Source organism: Mangrovibrevibacter kandeliae (genome assembly GCF_024519155.1).
Lineage (GTDB): Bacteria > Pseudomonadota > Alphaproteobacteria > Rhizobiales > Rhizobiaceae > Mangrovibrevibacter > Mangrovibrevibacter kandeliae.
This window is the reverse complement of record NZ_JANIFJ010000001.1, coordinates 281,810-300,080: the sequence shown is the minus strand read 5'-3', so window position 1 is coordinate 300,080 and position 18,271 is coordinate 281,810. Positions and strand designations below refer to the sequence as shown.

The following is an 18,271-nucleotide window of genomic DNA, read 5'->3' as shown; positions in this document are numbered from 1 at the left end:
GGCTCAAATGGACTTGCACCCGATTCGGAATCTAACTAACCAGCCCGAACGGGTTCGGACATCGTCATCCGGCTGGTCTAAAGCGTCCTTCAGTCCTCCGGCAACGAAGAAGTGGCTGCCTTCGAGGCAGCCGCCGTGCGACTTCGGCCGGCGTGTCGACGCGGGCCGAGAGCGCATGGATGCCGGTGATGGCCCGCGCGGACTTGCTTGGAGGAGATCATGACGGCGCTGCTTACGCTCTCGCGCGGCATCGATGCGGTGACCCGCTGGATCGGTCGGGGCGTGTCCTGGATGGTGCTCGTCGCGGTTCTGGTGAGTGCCGGCAACGCCATCGTGCGCAAGGCCTTCGACCTTTCATCCAACGCCTGGCTTGAACTGCAGTGGTACCTGTTCGGCGCAGTGTTCATGCTGGCCGCTGCCTGGACGCTGCAGAACAACGAGCACATCCGCGTCGACATCGTCTCCGGCCGGCTGAAGAAGCGCACGCGCGACTGGATCGACCTGATCGGCCACATCGTCATGCTGCTGCCCTTCCTGATCCTCATGGTCTGGCTGCTGATCCCCTATGTCTCGCTGTCCTACCGGTCTGGCGAGTACTCGCCGAATGCCGGCGGCCTGATCGTCTGGCCGGCCAAGGCGCTGCTGCTCGCGGGATTCATCCTCCTGCTGGCGCAGGCCTTCTCCGAGATCATCAAGCGCGCCGGCGTGCTCTTCGCCGGCATTCCGGATCCGACCCCGCAGCAGCACCCCGACCCCGCGGCCGATGAAATGCTGGCGACCGCTCCGGGCGAAGGCGCCGGCGAGCCGGCGACGGTGCACCAGGAGCACGTCCGATGATCGAGCTCATCGCGCACAACCTCGCGCCGATCATGTTCGCCTCGCTGGTGATCTTTCTCCTGCTGGGCTACCCCGTCGCCTTCTCGCTCGCCGCCAACGGCCTCCTGTTCTTCGTCATCGGCGTCGAGCTGACCCCTTATTCCGGCGGCGAGATCAACCTCTTCTGGCCGCTCCTCAACGCCCTGCCGGACAATTTCTACGGCAGCCGCGTGATGTCCAACGACACGCTGCTGGCGATCCCGTTCTTCACCTTCATGGGCCTGATCCTCGAACGCTCCGGCATGGCCGAGGATCTCCTCGACACCATCGGCCAGCTGTTTGGGCCGGTGCGCGGCGGCCTCGCCTATGCCGTCGTCTTCGTCGGCGCGCTGCTTGCCGCGACGACCGGCGTCGTCGCCGCATCGGTGATCGCCATGGGCCTGATCTCGCTGCCGATCATGCTGCGCTACGGTTACGACCGGCGGGTGGCGACCGGCATCATCGCCGCCTCCGGCACCCTGGCGCAGATCATTCCGCCCTCGCTGGTGCTGATCGTGCTCGCCGACCAGCTCGGCCGCTCGGTCGGCGACATGTACTCGGCTGCGATCGTGCCGGGCATCGTCCTGACCAGCCTCTATGTGGGCTACATCTTCCTCGTCTCGATGTTCAGAAAGGACAGTGCGCCGGCGATCCCGGTCGCGGCGCGCACGCTCGGCTCCGGCGTCCTGTCGCTGTTCGTGGCGCTCGCCGTCGCGGTCGGCCTGTCCTATGCGGCGACGCTGTGGTTCGAGCCGCGGGTGCCGCAGGCCGCCGGCATCTGGGGCGCCGTCTTCGGCGTCCTCGTGGTCTATGCCGCAGCGGTCGCGAACCGCGTCTTCAACCTGAAGATCATGTCCTATCTCGCCCAGCAGGTGATCATCGTGATGATCCCGCCGCTGGCGCTGATCTTCCTCGTCCTCGGCACGATCTTCCTCGGCGTCGCGACACCGACCGAGGGCGGTGCGATGGGCGCGGTCGGCGCGCTGATCCTCGCCTTCGCCAAGCGCCGCTTCTCCTATGACCTGCTGGTGCAGGCGATGGAGGCGACGACGAAGCTCTCGGCCTTCGTGATCTTCATCCTGATCGGTGCGCGGGTCTTCTCGCTCACCTTCTACGGCGTCAACGGCCATCTCTGGGTCGAGGAGCTTCTGACCTCGGTGCCGGGCGGGGAGACCGGCTTCCTGATCGTCGTCAACATCCTCGTCTTCGTCCTCGCCTTCTTCCTCGACTTCTTCGAGCTGGCCTTCATCATCGTGCCGCTGCTCGGCCCGATCGCCGACAAGCTCGGCATCGACTTGGTCTGGTTCGGCATCCTGCTCGCCATCAACATGCAGACGAGCTTCATGCACCCGCCCTTCGGCTTTGCACTGTTCTACCTGCGCTCGGTGGCGCCGCGCGGCAGCTACATCGACAAGGTCACGGGCAAGCGCACCGAAGGGATCACCACCGGGCAGATCTACTGGGGCTCGGTGCCCTTCGTGATCATCCAGGTGATCATGGTCGGGCTCACCATCCTCTTCCCCGGCATGGCGCTGCGCTACAAGTCGCCGGCTCCGGTGACACCGCCCTCGCAGCAGCTGGTGCTGCCGCCGCTGGGCGGCGGCGGCCAGGGAGGCGCCGGGAGCAACCAGTTCGGCCTGCCGCCGCTCGGCTTCCCGCAGCAGGGCGGAGGCAGCGGTGCCGGTGGCAACAATCCGCTCGGCCTGCCGCCGCTCGGACTGCCGCAGCAGCAACCGCCGGCGTCGTCGGCCGGCGCGTCGTCTGCCGCGCCGCAGGAGAACAATCCGCTCGGCCTGCCGCCCCTCGGCCTGCCGCCGGCGAGCCCGAACCCGATTGCGACGCCGCTGCCGAATTTCGGCGGCACCGACGCGGGGCCGCAGACGACGCCGGGCAATGGGTCGACACCGACCCCCGATCCGGCGACGGACCTGTCGCAGCCGCCGAAGTTCAACTGAGGCGAGAGCCGCCGCAGAACAGCAAGGCCCGCACCGATGGCGCGGGCCTTTCCATTTGCAGCGGTCTTGCGGACATCAGGCCGCCTGGGCGACCTCCGCCAGGGCCGACGCGGTCTGCGTGGTGCCGAGCACCCCGACCTCGAAGGCGAAGCTCGCCGCCTCCGCGCGGGCCCGGTCGAGACCGGGCGCGATCTCGTCGGCGAGGGTGAAGATGGTGCCGCCATGCAGGAAGGGCGCCTCGTAGGCCGCGCGCTGGACGAGGCCGATGTCGAGCTTGCGCGTCGGGCTCTGGTCGATGATCGCCTCGAGCGTGCGGGCGATGCGGCTGGGGATCGCCGTCATGCCGCAGGCGGCAAAGCAGCGGTCGCGGCCGGGACGCCCGCCGTCGACGTCGGCGGCGAGGATCCGGTCGGTGGCGACAGCCGCGTGGGCCGAGAGCGGCGAGAAGCGCACCGGCACGATCGCCCGGTCTGCCAGGCGAGCCCCGGCGGTGATCGCGGCGGCGGTGTCCCCGCAGTCGATGACGACGAAGTCGCCGCGGCGCCGGGCCGCACGCACGCAGCGCTCGAGTGCGGTGTCGTCTTCCACCCGTTCGACGCTGATGCGGGGCGGGCGCCCCGCCATGCGCGACCAGTTGCCGAGATCGGCATCCCTGGCGGCGTCCACGATGACGGTCGGGATTTCGGCCGCAGCAGCGACGCTGGCAAGGGTCAGCGACAGGGTCGTGGTGCCGGAGGTCTTCAGGGTACCGATCGAGATGACAGGGATCATGAGGTTGCTTCTTTCGCGAGAGCCTGTTGTCCGCTCGGCGCCGGTCAGACCGCCACCGCGGGCGACGTCTTGCGACATGAAAGAAGCTCGAAGCTGGATCACGGCCGGGCGAGGCCGGCGATCTTGGGCAGTTGCGCGCGTGAAGCTGCGCCGCCCGGAGGGTTCAGGCTTTGTTAACCTGCATTGACAAGGGCTTAACCTTGATCAACCGGCTGAATTATCAGGGGCTGGAAGCGCCAGTCCCGCGCAAGCCGAGGCAGAACGCGAGCGGCCCCGGCGCGGTGCCGGGGCCGCAATAGCGACACGACGAGAGGCTGGATCAGCCCTGCGGGTTCAAGGCGCCGGAGCGCTGCTTGATCATCATGAAGGTGTCGAAGGTGTATTCGGCGACCTGCTGCCAAAGATAGGTGTCGGCCCGGAAGCCGGTCATCGAGTCGTAGATCTTCTTGAAGGCCGGGTTCTTGCCGTTGATCTCGGCGTAGACCTGCTGGGCCGCGTCGAAGGCCGCGTTCATCACGTCCTGCGGGAAGGGGCGCAGCTGCGCGCCGGCGCCGACGAGACGCTTCAGCGCCGCCGGGTTCTTGTAGTCGTACTCCGACAGCATCTCGAGCGTCGCGGCGCGGCTCGCCGTGCCGAGCAGACTCTTGTAGGTGTCCGGCAGCTTGTCCCACTCGCCCTTGTTGATGAAGAAGCAGAGCGACAGGCAGCCCTCCCACCAGCCGGGATAGTAGTAGAACGGCGCGACCTTCTGGAACCCGAGCTTCTCGTCGTCATAGGGGCCGATCCACTCGGCCGCGTCGATGGTGCCGCGCTCGAGCGAGGGGTAGATGTCGCCACCGGCGATCTGCTGCGGGATCACGCCGAGCTTGCCCATCACCTGGCCGGCGAGACCGGCGATTCGCATCTTCAGGCCGTTCAGGTCCTGCACCGAGTTGATCTCGCGCCGGAACCAGCCGCCCATCTGCGTGCCGGTGTTGCCGCCCGGAAGGTAGTGGAGGCCCTGGCCCTCGAAGAACTCGTTCAGGAGGTCGTTGCCGCCGCCGTAGTAGAGCCAGGCATGCATGCCGCGGGCGTTCAGCGCGAACGGCACGGCGCCGCCGAGCGCCCAGGTCGGGTCCTTGCCGACATAGTAGTACGAGGCCGTATGGCACATCTGCACGGTGCCGCCGGTGACCGCGTCGGCCGCCTGCAGGCCGGGGACGATCTCGCCCGCGGCGAAGGTCTGGATGTCGAAATTGCCGTCGGTCGCCTCGCGCACGTACTTTGCGAGGTCTTCCGCGCCGCCGTAGATCGTGTCGAGCGACTTCGGGAAGGACGACGTGCAGCGCCACTGCACCTTCGGCATCGTCTGCGCGATCGCCGGAGCGGCAAGCGTGGCGGCGGCGGCCGTGCCGATCGCACCGCTGGTCAGAAACTTACGACGGTCCATGAAACTCTTCCTCCTCTGCCGCGCCCGCCTTCGCAGGCGCGTCTGCGCATCAGTATGGCAACCTCCCGATACGTTATCAAACCGCGCGGGGCCACAGGATTATCGAGGCTCGCGCGGTGGTGACCCACGGGCGAGTCGATCGCGTCCAAGGTCCTCTCCCATGACACTCGTCGGAGAGACCGGCCGCATTGGAGAAGTGTCGTGTGGCGGCAGCGACATCATCGTCCACGTCGAGCCAGCGGGCATCGGTCACGACAGCACCAGTCCCGTTGCGACGCGCGCGACGAAGCTTGGCCGCGAAGTTCGCGCATCGTGGAGATCGACCGGCAGATCCGCCGATGCGGCCGCATCCTCCGCGATCCGCCACGCCTCGCCGGTCCGCTCCGGGGGGAAGTCGAGGAGGATGTCCAGGTCGCTGTCGAAGCGCATTGCATCGACCACGTAGGATCCGAAGACGACGTATCGGCCCCCGAGCGGCGCCGCAGCAGAGTGCAGGTTTGTGACGATCCGACCAGCCGCAGCCTTGCGCCGGGCGGCTTCAGCGGCCTTGCGTTCGTTCAGCGTCGTGACCGCGACGGGCACCTTGTCCGGCGCATCGATTGTCGCTCTCCCGAGAGGACCATTCATCCGACAGGCGATGCCGGCCCAGCTCCCTATAGCCGGCAGACGCGCGCTCTGCGAGGTATCCGCCCGTGTCCCAGCGAAAACGGGCGGCCCGAAGGCCGCCCGCCGATCATGTCGAAGGCGCGTCGCTCGTCAGAGCGTGCCGTTGCGCTGCTGGATCATCATGAAGGTGTCGAAGCTGTACTCGGCCATCTGCAGCCACAGGTACGAATCACGCTTGAAGGCCTGCTGGCTCTCGTAGAGCGTCTTGAAGGCCTCGTTCTTCGCCATGATCCCCTCGAAGGTCTCCTTGGCGGCGTCATAGGAGGCCTGCATGATCTCCTGGCTGAAGCCGCGCAGCTGCGCGCCCTCGGCCAGGAGCCGCTTGATCGCCGGCGGGTTCTTCTGGTCGTAGGAGGCGAGCATGTCGCAGTTCGCCGCCTGGCAGGCGGCGGTGAGGATCGCCTGGTAGGTCTTCGGCAGCTCGTTCCAGCGGTCCATGTTGACGAGCGCGTGCAGCGCGGCGCCGCCTTCCCACCAGGCCGGGTAGTAGTAGTACTTGGCCACCTTGTAGAAGCCGAGCTTCTCGTCGTCGTAGGGACCGACGAATTCGACTGCGTCGAGCGTGCCGCGCTCCAGCGCGGGGTAGATGTCGGCGGCCGGGATCTGCTGCGGCACGACGCCGAGCTTCTCGGCGACCGTTCCGGCCAGGCCGCTGATGCGCAGCTTCAGCCCCTTCAGATCGTCGACCGTGTTGATCTCCTTGCGGTACCAGCCGCCCATCTGGGCGCCGGTGTTGCCGCAGGGCAGGCCGTAAAGGCCGTTCTTGCCGAGGAAGTCGTTCATCAGGTCGTTGCCGCCGCCATAGTAGAACCAGGCGTTCATCTGGCGGGCGTTGAGGCCGAACGGCACGGCGGTGCCGAGCGCGTAGGCCGGATCCTTTCCGACATAGTAGTAGGTCGCCGTGTGCGCGAGCTCGACGGTGTTCGACTGCACCGAGTCGAGCGCCTGCAGGCCGGGAACGATTTCGCCGGCCGCGAACACCTGAATGTCGAAATTGCCGTCCGTCGCATCGCGCACGTACTGTGCCATCTTCACCGAGGTGCCGAAGATCGTCTCCAGCGACTTCGGAAACGACGAGGTCATGCGCCAGGTGACCTTCGGCTTGTCCTGCGCGATGGCGGGGGCGGCAAGGCCTGCGGTTCCGGCTGCGGCGGCGCCGGCGAGGCCGGCTCTCTTGATGAACGAGCGGCGATCCATGGGTGTCCTCCCGATGATGGTGTGATAGGCGGCGGCGGTGCGGGAAAGCTCGGCGCCAGCCTCCAGTCCGGCGCGAGCGGCGCAAACCCTTAAACCTCCGTCGACAAAAGGCAAGCGGTGCGCGTCATCGCGCCGTGTCAGCCGCGGCAGGCGGCTTCCAGCGCGGCGATGGCCTTCGACGAACCCGTCAGGGGCAGAAGTAGACGCCCCTGCGGCGTCGCGATCTCCACCTCGTGCCCGCCCTTCAGCGCCGACAGGAGCTCGGTCATCGCCTCGAAGCTGGCGCGATGGAGGAGCGCGTGAGGATCGTCGGCCTCGGCCCGCCCCTCCAGAATGTAGGCGGTGAGGTCCACCGAGGCGGCGATCGTCGCCGGAGCGGCGGGCGCAAAATGCCAGTCGGCGGCGGCGACGCGCAGGTCGAGCCGCCCGTCGCCCCGCTGGCAGACGAGGCGAAGTGATGCGCCGTCGGCGTCGAGGCCGGCGCTCGCCAGCGCACCCCTGGTGTCGGCGGTCCATGCCGCGGCCTGTACCCGGACAGGGGCGAACAGCACGAGAGCCCCGATGATCCACAACCAGCGCACGCTGTGCTCCCTGAAATCGCCCCCTCCCGACGACTGCGATCCGCCTTGGAGGGCGCGGCCCAGCCTTCGTGCGCCGCTCCGACCGGAGGACGAGACGGTCCGGACGCGACCTCGGCCGCCGGTTTGCCTGTGGGAAGAGGCGTGCTAAGGGCGTCGCCAATCCTATACTCGCGCACGACCCGGGAGGTTTTGGAACGAGACGATGGCGACACGCAAGACGCGATATGACTACGAGGACCTTCTGGCCTGTGGTCACGGGCAGTTGTTCGGCGCCGGCAATGCCCAGCTCCCGCTGCCCCCCATGCTGATGTTCGACCGCATCACCGAAGTTTCGGAGGCGGGCGGCGAGTTCGGCAAGGGCATGATCCGCGCCGAGTTCGACATCCGGCCGGACCTCTGGTTCTTCGGCTGCCACTTCGAAGGCGATCCGGTGATGCCGGGCTGCCTCGGCGTCGATGCCCTGTGGCAGCTGACCGGGTTCTTCCTCGGCTGGCTCGGCGAGGAGGGGCGCGGCCGCGCGCTCGGTGTCGGCGAGGTGAAGTTCACCGGCCAGGTCACCCCGCGCGTCAGCCGGGTCGAATACGGGGTCGACTTCAAGCGGGTGATGCGCTCGCGGCTGAAGCTCGGCATCGCCGATGGCTGGATGAAGGCCGATGGCGAGGTGATCTACCAGGCGAGCGGATTGCGCGTCGGCCTCTTCCGCGACGAGGATTCGGGCGCGGCGGCCGGCCAGGCCTCGTGAAACTGGTGAGCTCGCGCACCAGATGAGCGCTGACGGAGGCTCGCCAGGAGCCTCCCTCGCCGGCCTGTGCCGTGCGCAAGAGACCATGATGGAGGAACAGGGATGAGACGGGTCGTCGTGACCGGGATGGGGATCGTGTCCTCCATCGGCAATACGGTCGATGAGGTGGCCGCCTCGCTGAAGGAAGCGCGCTCCGGCATCAGCTTCGCCCCCGAATATGCCGAACTCGGCTTCCGTTGCCACGTGCACGGCAAGCCGACGCTCGATCCCTCGCAGGTGCTCGACCGCCGGGCGCTGCGCTTCCACGGCGGCGGCACCGCCTGGAACCACGTCGCGATGGAACAGGCGATCGCCGATGCCGGCCTCGAGCCGGGCGAGGTCTCGAACGAACGCACCGGCATCATCATGGGTTCGGGCGGCTCGTCGACCCAGTCGATCGTCGCGGCGGCGGACATCACCCGCGACAAGGGCCCCCGCAAGGTCGGCCCGACGGTGGTGCCGAAGGCGATGTCCTCGACCGCGTCGGCGACGCTCGCCACCTGGTTCAAGATCAAGGGCGTCAACTACTCGATCTCGTCGGCCTGCTCGACCTCCAGCCACTGCATCGGCAACGCCTACGAGCAGATCCAACTCGGCAAGCAGGACGTCGTATTCGCCGGCGGCTGCGAGGACCTCCACTGGACCCTCAGCGTGCTGTTCGACGCGATGGGAGCGCTATCGTCCGGCTACAACGACAGGCCATCCGAGGCGTCGCGCCCCTACGATGCGGGCCGCGACGGCTTCGTCATCGCCGGCGGCGCCGGCGTGCTGGTGCTGGAGGAGTACGAGCACGCCAAGGCGCGTGGCGCGAGGATTCTCGGCGAGATCGTCGGCTACGGCGCCACCTCGGACGGCGCCGACATGGTGGCGCCCTCCGGCGAGGGCGCGGTGCGCTGCATGAAGATGGCGCTGGCCGGTCTCGAGGGTCCGATCGACTACATCAATCCGCACGCGACCTCGACCACCGTCGGCGACCGCATGGAGATCCAGGCGATCCGCGAGGTCTTCGGCGAGCGGATCCCGCCGATCTCCGGCACCAAGGCGCTGACCGGCCATTCGCAGGGCGCCACCGGCGTGCAGGAGGCGATCTACTGCCTCCTGATGCTGCGTGACGGCTTCATCGCCAAGAGCGCCCACATCGACGAGCTCGACCCGGAGTTTGCCGGCATCCCGATCGTGCGCGAGCGCGTCGACGGTGTCCGGCTGGAGCGCGTCCTGTCCAATTCGTTCGGGTTCGGCGGTACCAACGCTTCGCTCGTGTTCCAGCGCGTCGAGAACTGAGAGAGACCGGGATGAGCGACCTGATGAAAGGCAAGCGCGGCCTCGTGATGGGCGTCGCCAACCACAACTCGATCGCCTGGGGCGCGGCCAAGGCGCTGGCCGCCAACGGAGCGGAAATCGCCCTCACCTACCAGGGCGAGGCGTTCGGCAAGCGGGTGCGCCCGCTCGCCGACGAGATCGGCTCCAAGCTGGTGCTGCCCTGCGACGTGGAGGACGAGCGCTCGCTGGACGCGGTCTTCGACAGCCTCCGCCAGGCTTGGGGCTCGATCGATTTCCTGGTCCACGCGATCGCCTTTTCCGACAAGAACGAGCTGAAGGGGCTCTACGCCGACACCACGCGCGAGAACTTCGTGCGCACGATGCTGATCTCCTGCTACTCCTTCACCGAGTTGTCGCGCCGGGCGGTCGACCTGATGCCGAACGGCGGCTCGCTGGTGACCCTCACCTATGGCGGCTCGACCCGGGTGATGCCGAACTACAACGTGATGGGCGTCGCCAAGGCGGCGCTCGAAGCCTCTGTGCGCTACCTCGCCGCCGACTTCGGGCCGCGCAACATCCGCGTCAACGCCGTTTCGGCCGGCCCGGTCCGCACGCTCGCCGGCGCCGGCGTGTCCGACGCGCGGCTGATGTTCAACTACCAGCGCAAGAACGGTCCGCTCCGGCGCAACGTCACAATCCAGGAGGTCGGCGGCTCGGTGCTGTACCTTCTGTCGGAGCTGGCGAACGGGGTCACCGGCGAGGTCCACTTCGTCGATTCCGGCTACAACATCATGTCGATGCCGGCGCTCGAGGAGTTGAAGGCGCAGGAGCGACGAGCGGTTCTCGCCGGCGAGCCGGTCGGCGACGTGCCCGCAGGCGAAGCGCCGTTGAAGTAACCACTGCGCATCATCCGCGCCGGACCGCCCACCAGTCGCTGAACGCTCTGCCCGTCCGGCTGTCGGGGAACCGGCGCGTTGTTCCCCGTGCCTCCGCACTGAAACCTCTGCCGGCGGCCGGTTCGCAGCGTCGGCGCGGTGATCCGCCGGCTCAAGGGCGGCCGGATCTCAGGTCCCATGTCCCGACCTGCAGCAGTGTCGCAGGCGGAACGGAAGCTCAGCAAAGCCGTTGATTTCACGACCTGCCGATGGGCAGACCGATAACGGGAGATCCGTCATGGACAAGAACGAAATGAAGGGTGGCCTCAAGGAGGTCGGCGGCAACATCAAGGAAAGCGTCGGCCGCGCGACCGGCAACCGCGACATGGAGGCCGAAGGCGTCGTGGATCAGGCCGAGGGCAAGACCCAGAAGAACTACGGCAAGGTGAAGGACGCGGTGAAGGATCAGCTCGACTGAGCGCATCCATCGCGTCGAAAGGGACGACGGCCGCTCCGCAAGGGGCGGCCGTTTTCTTTGTGCCGTGTCGCGCGCCTGCTGCCGGAGGGGTTTTGCTGCGCGCCAAAGCGGAATAGGTATCCGCCACCGGCTGCTGGACGCCTGCGTCCGGCGGCCCTCAACGAATGGGCGGAAACGATGAGCGAGACGCGGCGAGAGACCGATTCCTTTGGACCGATCGAGGTGGCGAGCGATCGCTACTGGGGCGCGCAGACCGAGCGTTCGCGCAACAACTTCAAGATCGGCACCGATCGCCAGCCGATCCCGCTGATCCACGCCATGGCGCTCATCAAGAAGGCCGCAGCCCACGTCAACGCCGCCGCCGGCACGCTGCAGCCGGAGCTGTCGGCCGCCATCCAGTCGGCCGCCGACGAGATCATCGCCGGCAAGCTCGACGACCATTTCCCGCTCGTCGTCTACCAGACCGGTTCGGGCACCCAGACCAACATGAACGTCAACGAGGTGATCTCGAACCGCGCGATCGAGATGCTCGGCGGTGAGATGGGGTCGAAGAAGCCGATCCATCCGAACGACCACGTCAACATGAGCCAGTCGTCGAACGACACCTTCCCGACGGCGATGCATGTGGCGACGGTGCTGGAGGCCAAGCGCCGCCTGCTGCCCGCGCTGGACCGGCTGGAAGCGGCGCTCGCCAAGAAGGCGGACGCCTTCGCCTCGATCATCAAGATCGGCCGCACCCACACTCAGGACGCGACGCCGGTGACGCTCGGCCAGGAATTTTCTGGCTATGTCGCGGCCCTGAAGCTCGGTCGGCAGCGGATCGTTGCGGCACTCGACGGCGTCCACGCCCTCGCCCAGGGCGGCACGGCGGTCGGCACCGGCCTCAACTCACCGGTTGGCTTCGACGAAGCCGTGGCGCGCGAGATCGCGAGCCTCACCGGCGAGCCCTTCCGCACAGCGGAGAACAAGTTCGAGGCGCTCGCCTCGCATGGCGCCCTCGCCTTCTTCCACGGCAGCCTCAACGCGCTCGCGACCGATCTCTTCAAGATCGCCAACGACATCCGCTTCCTCGGCTCCGGCCCGCGCTCCGGTCTCGGCGAGCTGTCGCTGCCGGAAAACGAGCCCGGCTCCTCGATCATGCCGGGCAAGGTCAACCCGACCCAGGCCGAAGCGCTGACGATGGTGGCGACCGAGATCTTCGGCCACGCGACGACGGTGACGGTCGCCTCGAGCCAGGGTCATTTCGAGCTGAACGTCTTCAAGCCGGTGATCGCCAACGCGGTGCTGTCCTCGATCCGGCTCCTCGCCGACGGCATGGTCAGCTTCGCCGAGCACTGCGTCGACGGCATCGAGGCTAACGAGGCGCGCATTCGCGACCTGATGGAGCAGTCGCTGATGCTGGTGACGGCGCTGGCGCCGACCATCGGCTACGACAATGCCGCCACGATCGCCAAGACCGCCCACAAGAAGGGCACGACCCTGCGGGAGGAGGCCATCGCCTCCGGCCTCGTCTCGGCCGAAGACTACGAGCGGATCGTCGATCCCGCGGCCATGGTCCGGCCGGGCTGAATCGAGATCTTGGGGCGGCGCGTCACGACGCCGCCTCGCATCGACCCAGCGACGGACCGCCTTCAGCGCAGGCCGTCGGAGGACATCTCGTTGCCGCCGCGCTCGCCGGCGCAATCGCGCGCCTCTTCGATGGCGACCTTCAAGAGATAGGCGAGCATCGGCATCTCCGCTTCGCGCGCACGTGCCGCCAGAGAAACCAGTTCATCCATGATACGCTTGGCGGTTGCTCGCTGGTTGGTCATGGACGCTCCCTCAAAATCGCTTTCAGCAGGTCAGTCGAAGGATGCACACTTCGACCCCGCTACGACGTTCGACGAAATCTTACGAGAACGGGTAATAAGGTCAACAAACCAATGGGTTGCAGCGTCCCATGGCTCACCTCTCAGAGCGACGGGGATGCAAACCGTGGGTTGCATCTGCTGCAGATGCTCAGACGGCCGCGGCTCGCAACATCCTGCACAGCTGCGTCACCATCGCTGCCTCGGGAGGATCGCGCATCGCGCTCTTTCGCAGCGCGATACACGCCTGGGATGCGAGGATTAGCCCATCGTCTAATGTCTTCAGCCGGTTGGCACGCAGGGTCGACCCGGTTGTCGTGATGTCCACGACGATGTCGGCGGTTCCCGCCGCGGGCGCGGCCTCCGTCGCACCGAGGCTCTCGACGATCCGGTAGGTCTGGATGCCATGACGGCGGGTGAAGAAGCCTTCCGTCAGCCGGCGGTATTTGGTTGCGATCCGCATCCGGCGGTGATGCCGCTGGCGGAAGCCGGCGGCGACGTCGTCGAGATCGTCCATGCCGTCGACATCGACCCAGGCCTCGGGCACGGCGACGACGACGTCGGCATGGCCGAAGCCGAGTTCGGCGACGACCTCCACCGTGCCGGAGGCCTCCTCGATCGTCTCGTGCAGGAGATCCAGCCCGGTGACGCCGAAGTCGATCGACCCTGCTGCGAGTTCGCGGGCGATCTCGGAGGCCGACATCAGAATCACGTCGAGGCCCTCGATCTCGGGCGCTGCGGCGCGATAGCTGCGCGCGTCCTCGTCGAGCGCAACGCGAATGCCGGCCGCCGCCAGCCGCTCAATCGTGTCGTCCTTCAGCCGCCCCTTGGACGGAATGGCGAGGGTGACGCTCATGGCGTATCGCCTCCGATCGCCTCGATCCGGTCGAGCCAGAGCGAGAAGCCGACCGCCGGCACCGGCGCGCGCGCGCCGAGATAGGTCAGCAACCGGTCGTAGCGCCCGCCGCCGGCGAGCACCTCGCCCCCGGCTCGCGGCCGGATCTCGAAGACGAAGCCGGTGTAGTAGTCGAGGGGCCGTCCGAAGGCGGCCCGGTAGTCGAGCGCCGCCAGATCGACGCCGGCCGCCGCAAGGGCGGCGTTGCGCGCCTCGAACTGCGCGAGTGCCCGGCCGAAGTCGACGCCGCTCTCGGCCGCCAGCCGCCGCAACTCCCCGCTGGCCGCCGCCAGGCTGCAGTCGATCGCCAGGAACGCCTTCAGCCGCGCCAGCGCCGCCGCATCGAGGCGGGCCTCGGCGATCGCCACCTTCTCGATCAGCCGGGCCGCGATCTCACTGGGATCGCGGCCGGCATGGGGCGAGAGGCCGCCCTCCTCCATCCGCTCGCGCACGATTGCAGAGAGCCCGCCACGGTCGCCGGCGCGCGCCAGCGCGTGCAGCTCCGGTTCGAGGCCGGCGAGCCGGTCTTCCGCCGGGCGGGACAGGCGCGTCAACGCGCTCGCCAGCTGCACATCGTCGCCGAACGTGCGGATCAGCCGGCGCTGCCAGCCGGCCGGCAGGCCGAGCGCGGCGAGGAACGCCTCGAACAGGGCCTGATCGCCGACGAGCGTCGTCAGGTCCCCGGCGAGCCCGCAGGTGGCGAGCGCGGCCAGCGCATCGGCGAGGGCCCGCGCATCGGCCGCGGCGACGTCCGGCTCGCCGAGATCCTCGATGCCGGCTTGGCGAAACTCGGTTTCGCGCTCGCGGCGGTGCTGGCGGAAGACGAGGCCGAGATAGGAATAGCGGCGGGGCAGCACGCCCTGCGCCTCGATGTGGCGCAGGCAGACGGGGATGGTGAAGTCCGGCCGCAGGCACAGGTCCTCGCCGCTCTCGCCGCGCGTCAGGAAGATGCGGCGGCGCAGCGACTCGCCGGCCGTGTCGAGATAGGGATCGGCCGGCACGAGCACATCGACCGCGACGCGCGGTGCGTCGCGTGCGGCGAGCGCGGCCGCGAGGTCGGTCTCGAAGGTCATCGCGGCGGCGCTCACCTCAGCCCTGCCCGGCTCCAACACGCGCACGCTGCGCCTCTAGGATGCGGCGCACGGCGTCGACGAGGTCGGCCTCGTCCACCAGCTCCTGCCCGGCGCGCGCCTCGCGCCACTCGGCGTTGTCGGTGATCGTCTCGGCGATTGCCTTGCCGAGGGCGAGATCCTTGACCTGCACCTTGCCGGCCGCCTTCTCGTCGCCGCCCTGGATGACGACGACGGGCGCATCGCGCCGGTCGGCATATTGCAGCTGCTTGCCGAACTGCTTCGGGTTGCCCTGGAACACCTCGACGGGGACGGGCGGCTGGCTCGGGTCGCCGTTCAGCGCGTCGCGCAGCTTGGTCGCCATCGCCTGGTAGTCGGCCATGCGGTCGCGGTCCATGACGGTGACGACCACCGGGCCGGTACGGCTCGAGGTCTCGAGCCGGCCGAGATTCTTCAGCGCCGTCATCAGGCGGGAGACGCCGATGGAGAAGCCCGTCGCCGGCACCGGCTGGCTCATGAAGCGCGAGACGAGGCCGTCATAGCGTCCGCCGCCGCCGACCGAGCCGAACCGCACGACCTCGCCCTTCTCGTTGGTCACATCGAACAGGAGCTCGGCCTCGAAGACGGGACCGGTATAGTATTCGAGCCCGCGGACGACGGAGGGGTCGATCTTGACACGCCCCTCGTAGCCTGCGGCCTTCACGAACGCGCCGATGTCGCCTAGCTCACGGACACCCTCAGCGAGACGTCCGACCGTGGCGCCGACGCTGAGTGTCGTCGTCAACTCATCCATGTCTGGAGTCGTCAGAAATGGCAGCAGCTTATCGATCTGCTCGCCGTCTAGCTCCGCACCCTTGGTGAAGTCGCCGCTCTCGTCGAGCCGGCCCTTGCCCAAGAGTTCGCGCACGCCCTCAACGCCGAACTTGTCCAGCTTGTCGATCGCCCTGAGCACCGTGAGCCGCCGGCCGGCGTTCTCGTCGCCGCCGAGGCCGATCGCCTCGAGCACGCCGTCGAGGACCTTCCGGTTGTTCACCCGGATGACGTACTGCCCGCGCGGGATGCCGAGGGCCTCCATCGTGTCGGCCATCATCATCGCCATCTCGGCATCGGCCGAGACGTTCGGCGCACCGACGATGTCGGCGTCGAACTGCATGAACTGGCGAAAGCGCCCCGGCCCCGGCTTCTCGTTGCGGAAGACGTAGCCGGCGCGATAGCTGCGATAGGGCTTCGACAGGGTCTCGTAGTTCTCCGCGACGTAGCGGGCGAGCGGCGCCGTCAGGTCGTAGCGCAGGCTCATCCACGCCTCGTCCTCGTCCTGCAGCGAGAACACGCCCTCGTTCGGGCGGTCGCTGTCGGGCAGGAACTTGCCGAGCGCGTCGGTGTATTCGAAGACCGGCGTCTCGACCGGCTCGAAGCCGTAGGTCTCGTAGACGCGGCGGATCTTCGCCAGCATCGCGTCCTGCGCGCGCAGGTCGTCGGCGCTGCGGTCGACGAAGCCGCGCGGCACGCGCGCCTTCACCCGTGTCGGCTTGTTGGAAGCCATGATCTGCCCGGTCAAGAGATGCTGAAACGCCGCCACGCGACTTTGCCGGGTGGTTATCGCATCCCCGCCGGTGCGGCAAGTTCGGCGCGTCCCGCCCGCCCCGGCAGTCAGTTGTCGATCGGCCGGCCGCCTCGCGTCGGGGACGTCGGACCCGTCAGCCCGCCGTCACCTGCGGCCGCTGGAACAGGCCCCTCTCGGCCTCGCAGGCGGCGCGGCAGGCGCAGCCCTCGACGTGGTCGTTGACGAATCCCATCGACTGCATGAAGGCATAGACGGTCGTCGGACCGACAAAGGCAAAGCCGCGCTTGCGCAGCGCCTTCGACAGGCGCGTCGAGGCCGGCGTCACCGGGTTGGCGCGCAGCCACTCGGCCGTCAGCCGGTCGGGCCGCTCCTCGGCGGGCGGCTCGAAGGACCAGAGATAGCCGGCAAGCGAGCCGACCTCCTGCTGCAGCGCGATCGTGCGGCGGGCGTTGTTGATCACGGCCTCGATCTTGCCGCGGTGCCGGATGATCCGCGCGTCGGCGAGCGCCCGCTCGACGTCGACGGCGTCGAAGGCCGCCACCCGCTCGATGTCGAAACCGGCGAAGACCTCGCGGAAGGCCGGGCGGCGGCGCAGGATGGTGATCCAGGAGAGGCCGGCCTGGAAGCCCTCGAGACAGAGCTTCTCGAACAGCCGCCGCTCGTCGGCGACCGGCCGGCCCCATTCCTCGTCGTGATAGCGCTGGTATTCGGCGTCGCCGCCATGCCAGCGGCAGCGCAGCTGGCCGTCTTCGCCGCGGATCAGCCCGGCGCTCTCGCTCGTCTCGCTCATCCCGCTTCAGTGCCGTTTCGGCCGGGGCGAAGCAAGTCCGGCGGCGAGGCGCGTTCGATCAGGCGCGCACGAGGCGCCGGGTGCCGCAGCTCCATTTGCGCAGCAGCCATTTCGGCCGACCTTCGAGATAGTCGGCGGCGGCCGCCTGGCCGAAGATGGCGCACTGCATGATGCCGCCGTCGAAGGCGATCTCCTCGGAGTGGCAGTCGATCGGGGCGGTACGCAGGCACACGAGAAGCGTCAGGGCGATCATCGGCAAATCCTGGTCAATGGCGCGGAGCACTCGGTGAGCACGGCGCAGACTGCCAACATTTATTGCGTCGCACAAGATTGATGCTGCCATGCAGCAAGAGCCTTGCCGCAGCGGCGATCTCCATTCAAGATGACGTTGCTGATGCTCGGCTTGCGTCGCATCGAACGGAGCGTCCTCGTGTCTGCCCCGCACAAGCTCGGGATCGCCGCGACCCTGTCGCTGCTCCTCCTCCTGCCCGTCCCCGCGAGCTGCGCCGCGAGCGACGAGCGGATGATCGACGGCTTCGTCCGGGTCGTCTTCTCGTCGGAATTTTCAGGGCCGTTCGGCAGCGGACACTATGTGCGCAAGTTCGCCGGACCGGTGCGCTTCGCGCTGGACGACGCCGTCGGCGGCAAGCGGCGACGCGCGGCCGAGCGGTTCCTTCGGTCGCTGCCGGGAGCGATCCACGGCCTCGATGCCCGGCTCGTGCAACCCGGCGCCTCGCCCAATTTCGTCGTTCATCTCCTGCCGCGCCGCGACTATCAGCGGGTCGGCCGACAGGTGTACGGCAACCCCTTCATGACCGTACCCGGCAGTTGCATCGTTCGCGCGCGCTACGACAGCCGTGGCATCGTGCGTTCCGATGCGCTGATCGTGGCGGACGAAGGCGACCGGCTGTTCCGTCGCTGCCTGGTGGAGGAGGTGCTGCAGGGACTGGGGCCCCTCGACGATGACGCGGAGGCGCCGCAGAGCGTCTTCAACGATCGATCCACGGCGTCCGGCTTCACGGCCTACGACCGGATCATCCTGAACATGCTCTGCGACGACCGCCTGCGCCCCGGCATGAGCGAGGCCGAGGTCCGCCCGCTGCTGCCGGGCATTCTCCGCTCGGCACGGCGCCGGGTGCGCGCCCGCTGAGGCGCCCGAGGCAAAGCTTCGTCAACCATACCGGACGGTTTCGAGCCGTGCCGCCCGCCGGGCGGAATCGATTCACCATTCGCTCGCCTCTTTGCGGCAGCCTTGCG

19 protein-coding genes are annotated in these 18,271 nt (G+C 68.1%); 8 read left to right on the top strand and 11 right to left on the bottom strand.

The window, feature by feature from the left end; all coding sequences use genetic code 11:
* The first annotated feature begins 219 nt into the window (after window positions 1-219).
* Together NPA30_RS01375 and NPA30_RS01370 are read left to right on the top strand one after the other, a co-directional pair.
* A complete protein-coding gene (locus NPA30_RS01375) occupies window positions 220-837 on the top strand; it encodes a TRAP transporter small permease subunit (protein ID WP_256800536.1) in 618 nt (205 codons plus the stop codon).
* Window positions 834-2,810, top strand: coding sequence for a TRAP transporter large permease (locus NPA30_RS01370; protein ID WP_256800534.1), 1,977 nt, complete (start codon window positions 834-836; stop codon window positions 2,808-2,810). Before NPA30_RS01375 ends, NPA30_RS01370 begins: the two co-directional genes overlap by 4 nt.
* A gap of 75 nt (window positions 2,811-2,885) precedes the next feature.
* Here NPA30_RS01370 and NPA30_RS01365 read toward each other — a convergent pair whose 3' ends face one another.
* From NPA30_RS01365 to NPA30_RS01345, 5 genes are all read right to left on the bottom strand, one after another.
* Window positions 2,886-3,581: a chromosome partitioning protein ParA gene (locus NPA30_RS01365; protein ID WP_256800533.1), complete on the bottom strand. Its 696-nt coding sequence runs from the start codon at window positions 3,579-3,581 to the stop codon at window positions 2,886-2,888.
* Between the two features lie 319 nt (window positions 3,582-3,900).
* Entirely contained in the window at window positions 3,901-5,010 is a 1,110-nt protein-coding gene (locus NPA30_RS01360) for a TRAP transporter substrate-binding protein (RefSeq protein ID WP_256800532.1), read from the bottom strand.
* A gap of 249 nt (window positions 5,011-5,259) precedes the next feature.
* The gene (locus NPA30_RS01355) at window positions 5,260-5,592 is read right to left on the bottom strand and encodes a nucleotidyltransferase family protein (protein ID WP_256800531.1); all 333 of its coding nucleotides are present in this window, start codon (window positions 5,590-5,592) and stop codon (window positions 5,260-5,262) included.
* A 174-nt stretch (window positions 5,593-5,766) separates the two neighbouring features.
* Entirely contained in the window at window positions 5,767-6,873 is a 1,107-nt protein-coding gene (locus NPA30_RS01350; RefSeq protein ID WP_256800530.1) for a TRAP transporter substrate-binding protein, read from the bottom strand.
* A gap of 137 nt (window positions 6,874-7,010) precedes the next feature.
* Entirely contained in the window at window positions 7,011-7,454 is a 444-nt protein-coding gene (locus NPA30_RS01345) for a hypothetical protein (RefSeq protein ID WP_256800529.1), read from the bottom strand.
* A 202-nt stretch (window positions 7,455-7,656) separates the two neighbouring features.
* On the opposite strand from NPA30_RS01345, the gene fabA reads away from it, so the two are divergent.
* The 5 genes from fabA to fumC all read left to right on the top strand — a co-directional run bounded on the left by fabA (window position 7,657) and on the right by fumC (window position 12,417).
* The gene (gene fabA / locus NPA30_RS01340; protein WP_256800528.1) at window positions 7,657-8,196 is read left to right on the top strand and encodes a 3-hydroxyacyl-[acyl-carrier-protein] dehydratase FabA; all 540 of its coding nucleotides are present in this window, start codon (window positions 7,657-7,659) and stop codon (window positions 8,194-8,196) included.
* Window positions 8,197-8,298: 102 nt separating this feature from the next.
* Window positions 8,299-9,516 (top strand): beta-ketoacyl-ACP synthase I, encoded by a 1,218-nt coding sequence (fabB, locus tag NPA30_RS01335; RefSeq protein WP_256800527.1) that lies wholly within the window; start codon window positions 8,299-8,301, stop codon window positions 9,514-9,516.
* An 11-nt stretch (window positions 9,517-9,527) separates the two neighbouring features.
* Window positions 9,528-10,391, top strand: a complete 864-nt coding sequence (fabI, locus tag NPA30_RS01330) for an enoyl-ACP reductase FabI (RefSeq protein WP_256800526.1) — start codon at window positions 9,528-9,530, stop codon at window positions 10,389-10,391.
* A gap of 292 nt (window positions 10,392-10,683) precedes the next feature.
* Window positions 10,684-10,848, top strand: a complete 165-nt coding sequence (locus tag NPA30_RS01325) for a CsbD family protein (protein ID WP_372338751.1) — start codon at window positions 10,684-10,686, stop codon at window positions 10,846-10,848.
* 177 nt (window positions 10,849-11,025) lie between these two features.
* Window positions 11,026-12,417 (top strand): class II fumarate hydratase, encoded by a 1,392-nt coding sequence (fumC, locus tag NPA30_RS01320; protein ID WP_256800524.1) that lies wholly within the window; start codon window positions 11,026-11,028, stop codon window positions 12,415-12,417.
* A 62-nt stretch (window positions 12,418-12,479) separates the two neighbouring features.
* Here the strand turns inward: fumC and NPA30_RS01315 are convergent, their stop codons facing one another.
* The 6 genes from NPA30_RS01315 to NPA30_RS01290 all read right to left on the bottom strand — a co-directional run bounded on the left by NPA30_RS01315 (window position 12,480) and on the right by NPA30_RS01290 (window position 17,267).
* Window positions 12,480-12,659 (bottom strand): hypothetical protein, encoded by a 180-nt coding sequence (locus NPA30_RS01315; RefSeq protein WP_256800523.1) that lies wholly within the window; start codon window positions 12,657-12,659, stop codon window positions 12,480-12,482.
* 187 nt (window positions 12,660-12,846) lie between these two features.
* Entirely contained in the window at window positions 12,847-13,551 is a 705-nt protein-coding gene (hisG, locus tag NPA30_RS01310) for an ATP phosphoribosyltransferase (RefSeq protein ID WP_256800521.1), read from the bottom strand.
* On the bottom strand, window positions 13,548-14,663 hold the full coding sequence (locus NPA30_RS01305; protein WP_256800520.1) for an ATP phosphoribosyltransferase regulatory subunit: 1,116 nt from the start codon (window positions 14,661-14,663) through the stop codon (window positions 13,548-13,550). The genes hisG and NPA30_RS01305 overlap by 4 nt, the downstream gene beginning before the upstream one ends.
* Before the next feature lie 16 nt (window positions 14,664-14,679).
* Entirely contained in the window at window positions 14,680-16,203 is a 1,524-nt protein-coding gene (hisS, locus tag NPA30_RS01300) for a histidine--tRNA ligase (RefSeq protein ID WP_256800519.1), read from the bottom strand.
* 154 nt (window positions 16,204-16,357) lie between these two features.
* Complete coding sequence (locus tag NPA30_RS01295; protein WP_256800518.1) at window positions 16,358-17,014, bottom strand: DNA-3-methyladenine glycosylase I; 657 nt, start codon at window positions 17,012-17,014, stop codon at window positions 16,358-16,360.
* A gap of 58 nt (window positions 17,015-17,072) precedes the next feature.
* A complete protein-coding gene (locus NPA30_RS01290; RefSeq protein WP_256800517.1) occupies window positions 17,073-17,267 on the bottom strand; it encodes a hypothetical protein in 195 nt (64 codons plus the stop codon).
* A 177-nt stretch (window positions 17,268-17,444) separates the two neighbouring features.
* Between NPA30_RS01290 and NPA30_RS01285 the strand changes: the two genes are divergently transcribed.
* On the top strand, window positions 17,445-18,164 hold the full coding sequence (locus tag NPA30_RS01285) for a DUF2927 domain-containing protein (RefSeq protein ID WP_256800516.1): 720 nt from the start codon (window positions 17,445-17,447) through the stop codon (window positions 18,162-18,164).
* The last annotated feature ends 107 nt before the right edge of the window (window positions 18,165-18,271 follow it).

Excerpts from the sequence above, each read along its gene's own strand:
- fabA (WP_256800528.1), top strand. The coding sequence starts at position 7,657 with ATGGCGACACGCAAGACGCGATATGACTACGAGGACCTTCTGGCCTGT.
- NPA30_RS01290 (WP_256800517.1), bottom strand. The coding sequence starts at position 17,267 with ATGATCGCCCTGACGCTTCTCGTGTGCCTGCGTACCGCCCCGATCGAC.
- NPA30_RS01315 (WP_256800523.1), bottom strand. The coding sequence starts at position 12,659 with ATGACCAACCAGCGAGCAACCGCCAAGCGTATCATGGATGAACTGGTT.
- NPA30_RS01295 (WP_256800518.1), bottom strand. The coding sequence starts at position 17,014 with ATGAGCGAGACGAGCGAGAGCGCCGGGCTGATCCGCGGCGAAGACGGC.
- fabI (WP_256800526.1), top strand. The coding sequence starts at position 9,528 with ATGAGCGACCTGATGAAAGGCAAGCGCGGCCTCGTGATGGGCGTCGCC.
- hisG (WP_256800521.1), bottom strand. The coding sequence starts at position 13,551 with ATGAGCGTCACCCTCGCCATTCCGTCCAAGGGGCGGCTGAAGGACGAC.
- NPA30_RS01325 (WP_372338751.1), top strand. The coding sequence starts at position 10,684 with ATGAAGGGTGGCCTCAAGGAGGTCGGCGGCAACATCAAGGAAAGCGTC.
- NPA30_RS01370 (WP_256800534.1), top strand. The coding sequence starts at position 834 with ATGATCGAGCTCATCGCGCACAACCTCGCGCCGATCATGTTCGCCTCG.
- NPA30_RS01365 (WP_256800533.1), bottom strand. The coding sequence starts at position 3,581 with ATGATCCCTGTCATCTCGATCGGTACCCTGAAGACCTCCGGCACCACG.
- NPA30_RS01350 (WP_256800530.1), bottom strand. The coding sequence starts at position 6,873 with ATGGATCGCCGCTCGTTCATCAAGAGAGCCGGCCTCGCCGGCGCCGCC.
- hisS (WP_256800519.1), bottom strand. The coding sequence starts at position 16,203 with ATGGCTTCCAACAAGCCGACACGGGTGAAGGCGCGCGTGCCGCGCGGC.
- NPA30_RS01305 (WP_256800520.1), bottom strand. The coding sequence starts at position 14,663 with ATGACCTTCGAGACCGACCTCGCGGCCGCGCTCGCCGCACGCGACGCA.
- NPA30_RS01360 (WP_256800532.1), bottom strand. The coding sequence starts at position 5,010 with ATGGACCGTCGTAAGTTTCTGACCAGCGGTGCGATCGGCACGGCCGCC.
- fabB (WP_256800527.1), top strand. The coding sequence starts at position 8,299 with ATGAGACGGGTCGTCGTGACCGGGATGGGGATCGTGTCCTCCATCGGC.
- NPA30_RS01375 (WP_256800536.1), top strand. The coding sequence starts at position 220 with ATGACGGCGCTGCTTACGCTCTCGCGCGGCATCGATGCGGTGACCCGC.
- fumC (WP_256800524.1), top strand. The coding sequence starts at position 11,026 with ATGAGCGAGACGCGGCGAGAGACCGATTCCTTTGGACCGATCGAGGTG.